Below are 15,950 nucleotides of genomic sequence, written 5' to 3' on the forward strand. Positions count from 1 at the left end.
AATTTCTTACACCGAACTAGTTATTCTGTTTGCTCTTGTTTGAGTTAAAACTGGATTCTAAGTGTCCAGTAGTTTACTACTTCGAACGGTAGTGTGTTTTTAAAAAATATAGCCGTTTCTTTTTTTATTCTGAAAAATTTCTAAAATCAATCGATCGTGTGGATTGTTGACTTCGGTCATTGTATAGAGTATTCTCTCATACAAAAATTTCCAGAAGGATGTTTATATTCTTTCTTAAGAGTTGTACTTTTACCTACAGCTGCAGAACGAATTGCAAACTTATCCATCATTTCTTTTTGACCACAAACGGGAGTGATTACAAGTGCAGACGAAAATTCTTCCCAAGATTTCCATTTGTGTCTGGAGTCGTTTCTATATTTACCTTTTGAGAGAGTTTTCATTCTCATTAACAGATCTATTTCGGATGCAAGTAATCTGCCTTTTTTATCGAAGTTGAATTCTTCATGAAATCCGTTGAATACGATGTATTTTCCTTCTGGAGAAATTTTTTCTGTTAAATCTCTTGCGGGTTGAAATAGATCCGCCCTAAAACCCTTTAGACAAAAGTATTGAACTTTTTCAAAACTGTCGCTTAACAATCCACCTTCTCTTACATATAAACTGCTGCTCCAAACGAACACTACGGTTCCGAACACGATCGCCGAGTATTTTAGTTTTTTAGAATCTTCTTCTATAAAACGAAAAACCCAAAGTGAAAAAATCGTAAACAAAGCGGGTAGAGGAGCAAACACATGACGTAACTGTTTGTTACCCGTGGTGGCATCTATAACCAAGTATTGCAAAAATAAAATACTCGTAACCGCGACGAATGGATCTCTCAGTGTTTGCGAGATCGAAGAAAAAAAGTTTCCTTTGTTTTTTATATGAAAGAATATTAAGATTAAAGCAAATACCCCAAAAAAGAAAATTCGAAAAATCCAAGGTTCCTGAAAAACGTGACTGACTGGAACCGTGGAAGAAGGAGCAGAAAATAAGGCTAGGATAAAACTTTTTACGAACTCGTTTACGATCATCTGAGCGTTGATCAGGCTCATTACTCTGTCCGGGTTACTAAAAATCCAAGCCAAAGAAGGGGCGATCGCATATAGATAAAGTACTCGGATGGAAGACGGAGCGATCTTTTTCCATTCTTCTCTTTTTGTGTAAAGGAAAAGATTAAAATCGATGAATAATAACACAGTACAATAATAGATTATGAGTTTGAATTTTCTTTGATCTAAGTTGATGTTTGTCGTAGCTCTCAAAACTGGAAGGGAAAATACGAGCAAGACAACAAATACTATAAAAATTCTTCTGACACCTTTGTATCTTTCGTTTAATAGAAATTTTAGAATATTGTAATATTCTTTATGTTTTGAAAGTAGTTCATAGAAAAAGATTGCGATAAATAATAAAAGCCCGTATGGATATTTGGTAAAAAACAAACCAAAAAGGGAAAGAAAAACGGACAATTCAATTTTTTCTTTTTTCTCAAATGGATAACGAAACGGATCTAAGTAGGTATATGAATACACCTTATAAAGAGTATAATAAGTCCATAATAGAAAAAACATTCCCTGAGTTTCCAACATAGAAGATAAACTGTAGGAAGGGGTTTCTGTGGTATGAAGAGTCAACGCTAAGGTTAAGATAGAAGTTAACCCTGCTTTCCATAAAGAACCAGTAATTTTATAAACGATATAAAGAATCGAAGGAAAACAAAGTCCGTAAAAAACAAGGCCTAACAAAGAATCCTTTTCTGTGATCGACATATTCCCAGGGATAATCAAAAGAATCAGAGAGAATAAAGAACGAAGAGGGGGCCAAGTAGGAGATTCTAAAAATGGAAAAAAAGCCCTCCAAATTCTGAATTCTTTAAAATCCTGATACTGATCTAAAACTACGTTTAGGCGAATGTTTTCGTCCCAAGTCAAAATGTCCTTTAAAGTGCAGGTCCTAATAAAAATTTCCCAATGGCGAAATCCCATATAAAACGTAAGACCCAAGGCAAACAAACACAACAAAATGCCTGGGATTAGGAATTTGTATTTTTTCATATTTAGCTCCAGAGTAGAAAATCCGGAAACGTTTAGGATTTTCTCTTCTTAGTCTTTTGTTTTTGAAAATCGGAAGAATAGACGTCTTCGATCACGTATAAAGGTCTGCTTTTAGATTCGTCGTTTACCCTACTTAAATATTCGCCGATCATACCTAACGCGAGAAGTTGTATTCCACCTAATATAAGTACTACGATCATCATGGAACTCCAACCTGTGATCGTTTCGGAAGTGAAAATTTTTAGATAAATGACGTATAACGCGTAAATCGCTCCGCAAAAGGCGGTAAAAAAACCTAAATACGAAGAAAGTTTGAGGGGCGCCGAGGAAAAAGAAGTAATTCCGTCTAACGCGAACTTAAGCATTTTAGCAACGGAAAATTTGGTGCTACCTTCGAAACGTTCTTCTCTTTCGTATTCAAGTCCTATTTGTTTGAACCCGATCCAAGAAATAAGTCCTCGTATATAACGGTGTTGTTCTCTCATGGAACAAAGAACGTTCGTGACCCTGCGGCTCATGATTCTAAAATCTCCCGTGTCGATTGGAATATCAAATCGAGTGATTCCCTTTAGAATTCTGTAAAATATGTGAGCGGTTAAAAGTTTAAACCAGGATTCTCCCGATCTTTTTTTTCGTTTTGCATAAACTACGTCGTATCCTTCAAGTAATTTAGAATATAAATCGCATACAAATTCAGGAGGATCTTGTAGATCTCCATCCATCACTGCTACGGAATCCCCTAAAGAGGCATCGATTCCTGCGGTGATTGCGGTTTGATGTCCGTAGTTTCTGGAAAGATTGACTAGTTTATATCCTTGCGTTTGAGAACAAAATTTTTTCAAAACTCCAAAACTTTCATCTCTCGAGCCGTCGTTTACAAAAAGAATTTCTAAATCTTCTTTTTGAAAAGAATGTTTAGATGATAAAAGATTTTTTAAGATCCCAAGTCTTTTAGTAAGTTCTGGAATTGTTTTTTCTTCGTTGTAGATTGGAATGACTACGGAAAGGAGAGGAGGTCTTTCGGCCATAATATGTAACCGTAAGAATCACAGGAGTGGACTTTTTGTCCAGAAATATTCCCAGCGTTTCCAACAAACGATGATTTGTTATCGATTCAAGGGGTTTTTGTCGTCATTTTTAGTGCTACGCGAAAAATTCTCTTTACAAATTGTCAGGAAATTAAACTATATTTGCATCCAATATCCAAGTCAGGGTTATGAAAATTAAAGTCACCACTAAAAACGACGTCCACATCATCAAGATTGAAGGGCCGATAAAAGCGGGAAATGAGTTCGAGTTAGGTCAGAAGATAGAAGAATATATTTCCAAAGGTGACGTTCCTAAATTTATCATCGATCTAAAGAAAGTTCCTTTTATTAACTCAGCCGGATTAGGTATGTTTTTGAATATATACAAACACATAGACGGCTTAAAAGGTAGAATGGTTTTTACGAACTTAAATTCCGATATTGAAAATCTAATGGAGATTACGAAACTTGCGAGCATCTTCGAAATTTATAAGACGCTCGAAGAAGCACTTGAATCCTTCGAATACTAATTGATCCTCTTTAAAAAGTAAGTGGAAACATTTAAACTTCATTTTCAAAAACATAAAAAAGTTTATTTTTTCCTACTGAGTCTATTTATTATTTACAAGTTTGTCTTTAACCGTTATACGGGACAGCTCTTACTTTCCAAAATACTACACGGTTCTATACAAGGCACCGCTAACTTTACAGTAACTAAATTTTCTCTTTTTTACGGAATTGCGTTCGAAGACTTAGTATTAAAATCGGATTCAACTTTTGAAGAACGTCCGGTCCTTTCTGTAAAAGAGTTGGAACTTTCCTACAATCTACCTTTAATTTTATTAGGAAGAGTCAAGTTATCTAGAATCGCAATTGTAGGGCTTAAGATAGATCTCAGACAAAAAGGCGGGGAATGGAATCTGTCGAAATTATTTCCTACTTCTTCTCAATCTTCTCCAGAAGAGGAGACAACATCTTCTCCTTTAGAGGAAATATCCACGATCCTCCCAGTTAGCGCTTATCTCAATTTAGAACTAAAAGATATATTTGTACATGTTTCGTCCGAGTCCGGTTTGTCTTCCTACAAAGCGGGATTGGAAGGATTTGCTCTTGCTTTCGAGTTAGACACTGTACGATTTCGAAAAATCCCTTTGAACGTTCGGATCCTTCAGTTAATTGATGTTATACGATTTAGAATGAATCCGGAAAAAACGGTTCGAATTTATTTTGAAGACAATTCCAAGTCTTTGGATCAGCCGTTTAGGCTTGGATTGGAATTTTCTAGAGATCCAGGAGGAATATTTGTATCTCAAGCGGATATAGGTTCAGATTCGATTCCTATAAAAGTACAAAATAAATTACTCGCTCCTTTTGGATTTGGTCTTAGGTATAAACTCGGTTATTTAGAAAAAGAAGATAAACTCAAATTAGAAACCCTAGAATTAAAAGTAAACGAAGACGTTTGGTTATCTGGTGGAGGAGAAATGACCGGGGTTTCTTCCAGAGAAAGAAATGTTCAATTTGGGATTCAAAAGTCTTTGATCCGTTTAAAACCTCTTTCCGATTTTTTATCTACGGTTCCGGGAATTCCTAAAATGAAATTGGACGGAGAATTGAGTTTGGCTCCGATTACCATTTCTGGAAAGGATACTCGATTGAAAGTGGAAACGGATATTGTAGCAAAGGATCTTTTGATTTCTATTGGCGGAAAAAATCATAAAATTCCTAAGTTGAAATTTTTAGCCGATTTTATACTTCATCCATTTACCCAAGAAACACCTAACGCTAGTAAGCCGATTCCAATACTTGAAAGTCTTACTTTAAAAGAACTGTCGGTTGACTACAATGGAATTCAATTGGCGGCGATTGGAAACATATTGAGAGGTTCCCAGTTGGATTTGGATCTTTCGGTTCAAAATCTGAACCTATCGGATTATGTAAAAACCCTAAACGGAATTTTGGGTTTAAAAATGAAGGTATCAGGAATATTCAATTCTTTGAATGTAGATGGAGCCGTTCAACTTTCAGGTTTTCGTTTTCCGATGGGAAGAGGAAAATCGTCCCCGATTCCTATAAATTTGGATTTAAAATCCAGAATTCAATTTTCAAAACCGTTTATTCCAGATTTAGTTCGTTTAGATTCTATTTCAATTTCTACTAAAAGTTTAGAAGGAAAAGAATCTCTTAAAATTTCATCTACAGGAAATTTAGGTTTAGGGAAAGGATTTAGAGTGAATCTGAATTCTTTGGTAATTAAAACAGAGTTGGATCGCCTAACACCTACACTTCCGTTTTCTCTTCGGGAAAGTTTGGCTCCTGTCAGAAACAATTTAGGAAATCAGATTATTCTAACCGGAGGAGTGAACTATTCTATTTTGGATGGTACTCAATCCGTATCCGGTAAATTTCTATTTGATCTACCTGGAATTCAGATAAGAGATCTTAAAATGGACCTGAACCTGAAGATAGCAAAAGATTCTTCTATTACTCTTTCTAATTTTGATCTTACTGCTTTTCAATCTAAGTTTAGAATTGTGACCAGTGGTCTTTTGAAAAAGACTCCGGAAGGAGATCTGATTCCCGACTTAGAGGGAAATATACAATTAGGATCTGACAAACCGGCTTATCTTTTTAAGGGGATCAATTTCGAGGGTCTTTTTGCAGTTCGTTTCCGGCTTAAAAATTCGATTGCGAGTGGAACTTTGATTTCTAAAAACTCTAACTTCGGTTATGCGAACGAGTTTTGTCCAGGCGAAGATTGTAAACTCTATCGAGTCGAAGGTTTGGATGCGGAATTTTCGTTTGTTCACGATCTTTCTATTAAAACAACTCGTAATCTTATCGACGGAAATAAGGAAAAATTTATTCGCACTTACGGAAGAATTCCTGCTTCTAATTTTACGATCCAACAGATTGTAGGAACACATCCTTCCATCAGTGGAATCCCTTTTGACTACGTAAAACCTAAAAACGGTCAACCCGGTTTGTCTGCCAGAATTGACTATTCTGAGAACTTTCTTAAATTAGAATATTTGAAAGTGTTTACTTTGGATGGTCTTGTAAATGGAAAAGACATACTCATAAACGTGGGAGGAGGAGATCCGGAAAAGATGGAGTTTAGCGCGGTTGTCCAAATCAAGGACATCGATTTAAAACAACTTCTTCCACCTAAAAGAAGATCCAAGATAGACGATGGAAAAATCAAGGCAGATTTAAATGTCTCCGGTAGAAATTTGGCGGACCCAATTCCAAACATCAATCTATTCTTTAGCGTGTTTCAAATAGGTCAGGATTTTGCAAAAAGCGCAGTAAATATTTTTACACCTTCAAATGTATTCACCGATTTTATCTATAACAGTTACGCCGTGGACAAGATAGAAGTGGAGTTGTCAAAAGGACTCGTCTACGCGGTCATAGGTTTTAAACGTTCCGTTTTAAATACGATCATCAATTTGGAAAACAGCCAAATCTCTCAACAAAGAATGCCCCTTGCAAATTTCCTTAAAAGGGCGAGAACCGAAGTTGATACGTATCGATGAGGAGGAAGTAAAATTGAAAAATCAAAATATTCTAATATTCTTATTTTTTCTTTCAGAGATTTTTTTGACAAATTGTGTCATTAAATCTCCTTTGATTACGTTTACTCAAACTCAGACTGCTGCGGAAAAACAGATGATCGGAGAGGATCGTATTTTGGAAAAGGACGGTTGGCTCATTTCTTCGGTCAAAAATTCCTCTGCGGGCGCCGAAGTTTGGAAAAAAGATTTTTCTGGAGAAAACTACACTTTAGGAGATAAGAATATTCTAATGTCCTTAAAGGCTCTCGCCTATTTGGCTCCGGAAATTAGAACCTGGAAAGAAGAAGGTTTTTTGGCAGAAGGTTTGGACGGTAAACTTAGAATTAATCCAGCCGCTTCTGAAGCGGGAATTAGAAATGAACTTTCCAAGACAGATGTTAAGTCCAGGCTTGAATCTTTGATTTCTCTTACCAATGAACATAGAAATAAAGTGGTTTTTAGTCGTTTCGAAAATGATTCTAAAACAGTTTCTAAGGAAAAGTCGGAACATTTAAAACTGACTTGGTATCGACTTGTGGAAAAAGGAGAATACTACGAAAAGTCTCCTGGCAAGTGGATTCGTAAGGAGTAGATTATGATTCGATTTGGAATCTGCTTCTTTAGCTTTTTCTTTTTTTATCATTGTTCTATCTTTCGAGCGGTTTCCAGAATTAAACCTTTGGAATTCAATTATACTTCGATTGCTGTAAATTATTTTACTCCGGAAAACGAAAAACCCTTCCCTCTTACTGTGCAGAGAGGAAATAATTTATATAATTCTACCACCGCAGACGGAAGTTATCTTTTTTATACAACCGGTCAAAAGGGAAATTACGATATTTGGTTTAGAGATTTAAAAAGTTCAATTACGGTTCCGGTTACTACTCATCCTGCTCCTGAATATAAACCTGCAATCAGTCCAGACGGAAAGAAGTTAGTTTTCGTGTCTGAACAATACGATTCTTCCGGGGATTTGATTTTACTTGAAATGAATCCGGGTTTATGGGCAGAAAAAATCCTTCAGGGAAAAAGGTTTATAAATTCAGACTTTATAATATTAACAAATTCTAATTATTCTGATGCCGGTAAAAAGGATTCTTACGTAGATACGGATCCTTTTTTTGCGCCGGATGGACGCCGTTTGGTGTTTTCTACGGATCGCCTGACTCCAGGAATTCAAAATTTAGTCGTTTTAGATACGGAAGGAAAAGAGCCGATGAAATTGTTGACTCAAAGGGGGGGAGCTTCTCCATTTTGGTCGCGGGACGGTAAATCGATCGTTTATATTTCGTATCAGGATGGAGTTTCTGGAGACGTTTATCTTTTGGACCTTATTTCCGGTAAAAACGAAAGACTTACCAAAGATTCTTATCTCAATTTTTCTCCGTCTCTTTCGGAAGATAAACGGTATTTGTATTATACTTCGATTCAAAACGATACAAATCGAAATGGTCGTTTGGACGAAAGGGACAATAGTCTGATCGTAAAAAAGGATTTGAAAACGGGCACGGTCCGCCGGTTGACTTCGGGTAACGATTCTTTGTTTGATTCCAGATTTTCTTCGTTTAACGGCGGCTCTATTTTATTTACTGCAGCATATTATAATACTCTAAATATCTATTTTATTCCGGCCTCTGGTTCTGTGTCCAAAGAAAAGGACATCATTTCCCAATATGAACTCGCTTTGAAATACAAGGAAAAACAGAGTTTTGAGGATTTTCTTTTGGCGATAGACGCGATCGAGTTTTATTTTTCGCAAGATCCGATTTATCCTTTGATTTCCGCTAAGGCCCTTCTTTTAAAATACGAGGAAGCAAAAAATTCCGGAAGAGCTGTAATTGCAGAAAACACAAAAAAAGAAATTTTATCGTCTCGTTTAAATCCGGTTTATGGTTTGGCTTACGGTTTATTTCTTTCCAATGAAAAAAAACTTACTGTTTCTGTTCAAGAATTGAGGAAATACTACGAACAAATTAGAGCCATTTCAGATACTGGAAAAAATTTATTGGCTTCTCTTTTGGAAGAAGAAGGAGACTTGGCTCGAAAGTCGGGAAATCTTCAGCATTCTTTAAAAGTATATGATGAAATTATAATTCATTATCCGGATTATTATCGGATTAGAGATGTTTATAGAAAGTCGGGAGATCTACAGTATAAAAACGCTCATTTACATCGTTATCAAATTCCGGAACCGTTTTTTAGAGTAGCAAACGATCCTAACGCTCGAAAAGAAGACTTAAAACTTTTATACGAACGGATTGATGGAGAAGTGGTCGTTGGAAAAAGTTTTTCGGAAAAAATAAGCGCAGCCGAAATTTCAATCGAATCTAATTCTCTTGAAAATAAATCTCCTAGGTTGTTTCAATATTTCTTATATATTAAATCTCTAGGTTTAAACGGAAAAGGTTCTTTCGAAGAAAGTAATTCTTTATTGGATACTTTTTTATCCAAGGTTGTCCAAAGTGATCCTCTCTTTTTAAAAGCACATCTTCTGAAATCGAGTAATTTTAAAGGACTTGGAGAGGTTCAAAAATCTTTCGACGAACTTAGGATCTATTTAGAAAAATACGATCCTCTTTTAGGCGTAGACTTAGAAGAAAAAGAAATAGAACGTTCTTTTATTTATTTTGAAAACAAAGCGAGGGATCACGATCGAAGAGGGAACCTTCAAGACGCCGCCTTTCATTATTTTTACAATACTGAAAATATGTTTTTAGTAAAAAGTAGAAACTTATTTCTGGAAAGCCTTTATAAGGAATTTGCGGTTTATTATCAAAGGATGATGGTGGATGCGGTATTTAAGTTGTCCGGTTCTTTAAGCGAAGAAAGAAAAAAAGCACTTTTGAATCAACTGGATGTGATTGATATTGCTAAGGTCGACCCGCTTGCGGAGGAAGGCCTTGTTTATATCAATCAATACTATAAGGAAGCCGTTCCTAGAGCCAGACCTGTTTTGGATCTGGCTACGTTATACGGTTATTCGTATTACTTGATCAATCGAGGTGTGATTCGTGAAACGTATTACAATTCTACTAAATCGATGACCTCTTCTAAAAAAGAAGAGATTCTTAGAGATTTTAAACAAGCTGAATATGAATTACGCTGGATCATCTTTGCAGATCCGAGATATTACGAGGCTTATCAACTTTTAGGTTGGATGTATCAGTATGTGGACATATTAAAAAATAGAAAGTCCGGAGAAGATCAACCAAGTGACGAAGAGAGATATGCAAGTGTTTATGAAAAATATTTTCCCGAGAAAAATTTTGAAGAAAACATAGAATTATACAGCCAGGTTTTAGAACTTTTAGGGGATAATTTCGAAAATAAAAAGGCTCTTTCTGATCTGAGATTGAATCTTGGAAATAATTATTTTTTACTGAAAAATTATCCTAAGGCGAACGAACAGTATTCCAAAGTAGATTCATTTTCGGATTATATTATTTCTAAAACACAGTTTGAAGATTATCGTCAAAAAGCGATTTTTCTTTTTAATTCTGCGAGATCTTCTATTTATGTGGCCGATTATAAGTCTGCGGTTCAGAAATTAAAAGCGGCTTCTGATCTTTACTTTAGAAACGAATCTAAAAAAACGGTCGTTGGTAAGGACAGCGCGGAAAAACTAGAACAGTATAAACTTAAACTCGCTCTTTTATTCACGTTAACCGGTCTTTCGTATATGGAGGCTGGGGAATATTCTAACGCGGTTCCTTATTATAAGGATGCGCTTTCTTTGAACGGAGAAAACGGATGGATCGATCCGGTCAATCTTCATAACGGCTTGGCGCTTTGTTATCAAAAATTAGGAAAATATAAATTATCAGAATTGCATCTAACCAAAGCAGATAAAATCGTCGCCGATCGAATCGGAACTGGTTGGATTCCAAAGGGAGTTAAACTCGCTTTTTGGGATTATTTTTGGGACTGGGTCTGGGAAGTGGCTCTACCGGATGGGGTTCGAATTTCTGGAGAAGGGAGATTTCCGGAAGCTATTTCTCCTAAGTTTCAACCTTTGATGACCAGTGGAATTCGAGTGAATAATTTAATCGCGTCTATGGAGATAGACGAAGCCATTAAAGAAATTAATTCCAGACTTGCTTATGTAAAATCTAAGGGTTTGGAAACTACGTTAGCCGGTTCTTTGATCGGAGCCAATTCTTTAAACGATTTAGGATATTTACATTTTAAAAGGGATGAATTTAAAACTGCCATTGATGTTTACGAACAAGCCGAAAGATTTGAAGCCGAAAAAGGATTTGCGGCTAAAGCTAGAACTTCCTTTAAAAGAGGACTTTATTCCTATTTCGGGCATTTGGAAAATACAAATGAAGACCCGGAACTTGAACTAAAAACTTTACGTTCTGCTGCCGAACGTCTTCTTTCTTCTAAATCTGATTTTGTAAAAGGTTGTTTGGGAGAAGTTCGGTATCAAGAAGAGTTGATACATTCCGAGACTAAGAAATGTATATTAAAATTTTATAATTCTTTTTCGGATCACGATCCTACTTTGGCCCTGATCTATTACTATCAGGGGGAACAGTTTTTTAGAATGGGGGATGTCGTTTCCGCTTTTGAATTTTTTGGAAGGTCTGCTGGACTTTTGGAAAATCCGTCCCTGGTTCCTAAGGAAGTGGTAGGACTTGCGGATGATCCATATTCTAGAAAAGAAAGACTTTCCTATTCGATTAGCAGAGCCAATCTTTACGTTCGATTGGAAGACTCTCAAAAAGCAATTTCTGTTTTAGAACTCGCATCCGAAACCGCAAACGAATTTTATTATATTCAAGAATGGATCGAAGCATTGGTAACCCAAGCGGAGATTTTCAGAAAAGAAAAAAACGATTCCAAAGCCAAGGAAAAAATCGATAGAGCTAGTACTCTTTTGTTGTCTCATCCTCATTTAATAAGTGAATTTAAGTATTTTATAATATATAAACTTTTTAAAATTCAATCGGAACTCAATTTTCAATCTGGAAAATTTTCGGACGGATTTAAAAGTCTGGATCGGCTTCACAAATTAAAACTATATCGTCAGTTTATTAAAATTCCACACGAATCGGAAGATCCAAATTTTACGGAAGATATAACAAAACTACAGGACTTAGTTAGAAAGCAGAAGTTTTACTATTCAGCAATTCAAAATACATTGGAAAAAAAGGAAAAGTCCGAAAGTTTACTGAAAAATTACGTTCAACTTTCTAAGGATTTAGAAAAAGAACTTGGGGGTATCAGTCGTAAAAACCAGGACTTGGACGGGTATCTTGGAATATTTATCGAAGAACCTTCTGCGACTTCTTTATTGGAAGTAAACGAAGGTTATCTTAGAGTTGAGTCCGTCGAAGATAAAATAAGAATTTATCGAGCCACTTCATCAGGCGAAGAATACTTTGATAACACTGGAAAGTTAGAAGACGTTTTGAGTCGGATTTCCAATTCCGGAAAAATTCCTTTTATTTCTAAAAAAACTTGGTTTGTCCAACTCGGGGATCATATAGATCTTGAAAAAATTCGAAACTTTCTTCCGGAAAAATTTTCCTTGGTTTTTAGACCTTCTCATTTGAGACCGATTCGGGAAAAGGATCGTAGAACGACGCGTAACGTTGCATTTGTAGATGGATCGCCTAATTTTAATTCTACTCTTTCTGTAAAAAAGATCGCTCCGAACCAAGTGTTTTCTATACATTTAGAAACGGATATGCTTGTATCTCCGTTTCCAAATATAAACGAAGAAAATTCTTTCGGAGAAAGTTTATCTGAAAAAAATCTTGCGATTCGGGATCTTTTTCACAATCAAAATGAAATTTCTTCGGCGCTTTTTTACGGGCAAACAAAACTACATCTTGGAAAAGTTTCCGAACTTTATGAGGTGCTAAGTGCATCAGGAATTCGTAATGTTGTAATTTGTAATGTAACTGATCCCTGTGCCACCACCTTCCCCGAAAGCGTATTTTCTGTAAAAATTTCTGGAAGTTTATTTTTAGGTTCCAGTATTTTAAGAAAAAAAGATATGCCTGGATCTTTGGAAAATCTACATTTGTTAGCTAGAGAAAAAGAAAGGAAAGACAACGTAAGAGAGGCGTATACACACGCTTTTTCGTATCGGTCCTTTTTAAAAACGGAGAATGTACTTTTGTCTGGGGAATTGGATGTTCTTCGTTTAAAGTGGAAACTTTCTCCAGAAGCTACAATGAAAGAAATTTACGGTAACCTTTTACGGGATACAGAGGTGGAAGCCGTAAAAGATTCGATTTTATTTTCGGCGCTTTTGAATTGTTATTTGGATAAACATCTTTCCGATTGTAATTCTTATTCTTTTGAAGATGTAGCTGATTTTCAAAAGAAAAATCTGTTAAAAACTTTGTACTTGTTAAAGAGTGGTGTTTCCGTAGAACCTTTGTCCTTAAAAGTTTTCGATAAAACCATTTTTTCCTTTTACGATCCTTATTTATATTATAAGAATATTCTAAAAATTGCAAGAATTAATTACGAACCAGAAGTGGGCGAGTTTGCCGGTAAACTCGCGCTTGAGCTTACCAATGATCCTGATGAAATAAAAACTGTGGAAGAAATTCTTCAAGGACTATACGCTCAAAAGTATTTTTTACAAGGAAACGCTTTGTCTAAAAATCAAATCCGTAGAAAAGAAGAATTGTATTTGATTCTTTCTGGAAACTGGAAAGAGGCGCTCAGAATTCTAAAAGGAAAAGAGGCCGAAGAAGATACGGGAAAATTTAGAGAAAGATTATTTCGAAATTGGAGAAGAGAAATTACGGGTGCTTGGTTTTCTCCTTATTCTCTTTATTCAGAGGTTTATGGAAATTCTTCTAAACTATTCGAGTCTTTAGATGCGGAAGAAAGAAGTCTTTTATATCATTTGATTTTATATTCCGTTCCGTTTCAAGAAAACGAAGAAGTGGATTTACTCGCGGAATCTTTGGTGGAATACGAGTGGAATGCTGGAGCAAAATCCAGAGCTTTGCGTATGATACTTGGTTATTCTCAAGCTTTGTTCTCTAGGGGAGAGTTGCCTAAAAGTAAGAATTGGATGGATAAAATTGGTTCTCGTTATAAGACAGAATCTAAAAATATATTCAAAGATAAGAATATTCTAAATAATAAATTGTTATTTCATTTGGGTAAGATTTCCTCCGTTGCTAAAAATGACGAAAATACGGAATGGCTTTTACTTTATGAAAAGGCGGCCTCTAAGTCTCCAAACGAGTTTATTGAATTCTTAAATTCTACGATCAGATCCAAACGAGGAAATCGTTTTAGTTCTAAAGATAGAACGGAGTTACTGGATTGGATTGTGTATTTGCAAAAACTTTGTTTTAAGAAAAATAATTCAGAAGTTTTCTTTGATTTAGTTTTAGCAAAAGATCTTTTATCTCTCACTCGGCCCGTGGTATTAAATTCCATTCCCGATTATAAGGACATTCCTATTTTTGTTTCTGTCGCTGATAAACTCAAAGAAAAACTTCCCGCAGATCAAGAATTTCTTGCAGTGATGGATCTCGGACTTGAGACCTTTTATATCCGTTTTTTTAAAGGAAAATCTAAAGGTGATCTTGCGTTTAAAGATAATCGTAAACTTAGGGCTTCTTTGTTTCAATATTTAGAGGAGGCGGCAAAAGGTGGTTACGAAGTTTTACTTAGGGAAGAACTTGAAAACGAATATAGAAGAAATGTTAAACTTGCAAAAAATAAACTTACTTATCTTTATTTGAGTTCATATCATTTTAGGATTCCTTTAGTTCCAAGAACGGAAGATAAATTTTATCTGGTAAATAATCCTCAGTCTTTAGTTTCCAATTCAGCTGTTTCCACTAAAGAAGAATTTTATCCGGAGTATCGAATTCAATTTTTAGAAAATTCTAAACTTCAAGAAAGTTGGAAAAAGTCTTTGAAGGAACTTGAAGTTTTTGAGGCGGGTTCCGGTAAGTTAGGTTCTGATTCTAAAAGTCGCCTTTATATTCTTCAGGATCCTTTGGAAATTGTTGATCAGGTGCATTTAAGTTTAGGCGGAAAAGCGCTTGCTGATTCTTATGGTTCTCCGAAAAAGGGGAATTGGATTTTTACTTCTTCTTTTTTAGATGATGAATATTATGATATTATAAATTATAGAGATTCTTTTTTTTGGATCTCTCAAAATTTTCAAAGTCCTGGTGTGATTTTTATTGGGGAACAGACTGATACTGCCCACGTGGATTTTTTAAAACGTTTTACAAAACGGAGTGTAGCTAAAGTTCCTCTTTATATCCGTTTTCAAGAGGCATTAGATGCTATTAAAGAAGTATATCCTTTGGATCGAATTTGGAATGGTTATAGGCTTTATACAAATAGTTTTATATTAGAGGAATAAGTTTTTTTATTATAGAATACTGACGAACCGCTCGCGATCGCGCTTTTTACACCAATTTAAACTTAATGTTGTTTCCTGATTGTCGATCTTAAAATAGGTAAGTGTCCTCTGAGTTCAGAAGGGGCCATTCGCTGAGCTTTATCCGGACTGCGACGTTGCGTTAGCATTGGATAAAACGTGCTAAGTTTTCTAACTCGATCGTATTCAAATTAAGCAAATGCTCTTTATGGACCGCGTTTTAGACGCAACATAAGAATCGCTTTGCATTGGTTACATTGAATTCACGTTATTTTAAGGAATATCGTTTTATGATTTTGTCTATAACTTGCACATAGACTTTGCACGCGTTACTGCGATAGAGTCTATTTTATTTGGAAGATTTTTATTCTTTTAGATAGTATGGGTATTTATCTGTCATTGGGTTCGGTTCAAATTTTAATTCTCTTGAAATGAGATTTTGTCTTCTGTTGATCTTCCAAGTCATTTCGTAAGTCCAGTGAAAGCTAGGAACTCCCCGGTTTAAACTTTTCACAAAAAAATCCCCCTTGTCCTCCAACCAAAGCATGTAATTAAAAAGATAACACCTCGAAACCCCATGAGCCGCCGCCAACACACCTAAAGTCGCCCAAACACCAGTATGAACCCGAATACTAAACTTTTTCATTTTGCCAACGTCTCGATTGTATTTGATTTTACCCGCCCGGTTATGAAGACGCTTCATAGAAACGATCTGCTTAGAATATTTTCTCAATAGAAAAGGAAGTTTGCCCCGAAGTGCTTTTCTTTCCTGAAGATTCAAACGATTCCAATAAACATCTGGAACCAAAAGAGAATCTGTACCAACAGAATCTTCTACCAAAGCAGACTCAATTTTTTGACCGTCGTCCAATAAAAGAATGTCCATATTAGAAACGGTTCTTAGAACTTTCCAAGCGGAATGGTTTAT

The 15,950-nt window shown here is 35.6% G+C and carries 7 protein-coding genes and 1 pseudogene; 4 read left to right on the plus strand and 4 right to left on the minus strand.

Going from position 1 to position 15,950, the window contains the following annotated elements; genetic code table 11:
* Positions 1 to 74: 74 nt before the first annotated feature.
* The 3 genes and pseudogenes from LEP1GSC059_RS24400 to LEP1GSC059_RS15825 all read right to left on the minus strand — a co-directional run.
* Positions 75 to 180 (minus strand): annotated as a pseudogene (locus tag LEP1GSC059_RS24400) (Rpn family recombination-promoting nuclease/putative transposase); the annotation flags it as partial.
* The gene (locus LEP1GSC059_RS15820; protein ID WP_020981059.1) at positions 177 to 2,057 is read right to left on the minus strand and encodes a hypothetical protein; all 1,881 of its coding nucleotides are present in this window, start codon (positions 2,055 to 2,057) and stop codon (positions 177 to 179) included. The pseudogene LEP1GSC059_RS24400 and the gene LEP1GSC059_RS15820, both read right to left, overlap by 4 nt.
* A 32-nt stretch (positions 2,058 to 2,089) precedes the next feature.
* Positions 2,090 to 3,085 carry a glycosyltransferase family 2 protein gene (locus LEP1GSC059_RS15825; RefSeq protein WP_002177122.1) on the minus strand — a complete coding sequence of 332 codons (996 nt, stop codon included), beginning with the start codon at positions 3,083 to 3,085 and terminating at the stop codon, positions 2,090 to 2,092.
* A 188-nt stretch (positions 3,086 to 3,273) separates the two neighbouring features.
* Between LEP1GSC059_RS15825 and LEP1GSC059_RS15830 the strand changes: the two genes are divergently transcribed.
* Genes LEP1GSC059_RS15830 through LEP1GSC059_RS15845 form a run of 4 tightly spaced genes read left to right on the plus strand, consistent with a single transcriptional unit; the run spans position 3,274 to position 15,004 of the window.
* Positions 3,274 to 3,615 (plus strand): STAS domain-containing protein, encoded by a 342-nt coding sequence (locus LEP1GSC059_RS15830; protein WP_000695903.1) that lies wholly within the window; start codon positions 3,274 to 3,276, stop codon positions 3,613 to 3,615.
* Positions 3,616 to 3,636: 21 nt separating this feature from the next.
* Complete coding sequence (locus LEP1GSC059_RS15835) at positions 3,637 to 6,624, plus strand: LIC_11026 family protein (RefSeq protein ID WP_017214451.1); 2,988 nt, start codon at positions 3,637 to 3,639, stop codon at positions 6,622 to 6,624.
* Positions 6,625 to 6,637: 13 nt separating this feature from the next.
* Positions 6,638 to 7,234 (plus strand): hypothetical protein, encoded by a 597-nt coding sequence (locus tag LEP1GSC059_RS15840; RefSeq protein ID WP_002177123.1) that lies wholly within the window; start codon positions 6,638 to 6,640, stop codon positions 7,232 to 7,234.
* A 3-nt stretch (positions 7,235 to 7,237) separates the two neighbouring features.
* Positions 7,238 to 15,004: a PD40 domain-containing protein gene (locus tag LEP1GSC059_RS15845; RefSeq protein WP_020981058.1), complete on the plus strand. Its 7,767-nt coding sequence runs from the start codon at positions 7,238 to 7,240 to the stop codon at positions 15,002 to 15,004.
* Between the two features lie 382 nt (positions 15,005 to 15,386).
* Here the strand turns inward: LEP1GSC059_RS15845 and LEP1GSC059_RS15850 are convergent, their stop codons facing one another.
* Complete coding sequence (locus LEP1GSC059_RS15850) at positions 15,387 to 15,908, minus strand: DUF1564 domain-containing protein (protein WP_020981055.1); 522 nt, start codon at positions 15,906 to 15,908, stop codon at positions 15,387 to 15,389.
* Between the last annotated feature and the right edge of the window lie 42 nt (positions 15,909 to 15,950).

Source organism: Leptospira noguchii serovar Panama str. CZ214, from assembly GCF_000306255.2.
Lineage (GTDB): Bacteria > Spirochaetota > Leptospiria > Leptospirales > Leptospiraceae > Leptospira > Leptospira noguchii.

What these genes read in the sequence shown, in the direction of transcription:
- LEP1GSC059_RS15830 (WP_000695903.1), top strand. Translation starts at nt 3,274, where the DNA reads ATGAAAATTAAAGTCACCACTAAAAACGACGTCCACATCATCAAGATT.
- LEP1GSC059_RS15845 (WP_020981058.1), top strand. Translation starts at nt 7,238, where the DNA reads ATGATTCGATTTGGAATCTGCTTCTTTAGCTTTTTCTTTTTTTATCAT.
- LEP1GSC059_RS15820 (WP_020981059.1), bottom strand. Translation starts at nt 2,057, where the DNA reads ATGAAAAAATACAAATTCCTAATCCCAGGCATTTTGTTGTGTTTGTTT.
- LEP1GSC059_RS15825 (WP_002177122.1), bottom strand. Translation starts at nt 3,085, where the DNA reads ATGGCCGAAAGACCTCCTCTCCTTTCCGTAGTCATTCCAATCTACAAC.
- LEP1GSC059_RS15850 (WP_020981055.1), bottom strand. Translation starts at nt 15,908, where the DNA reads ATGGACATTCTTTTATTGGACGACGGTCAAAAAATTGAGTCTGCTTTG.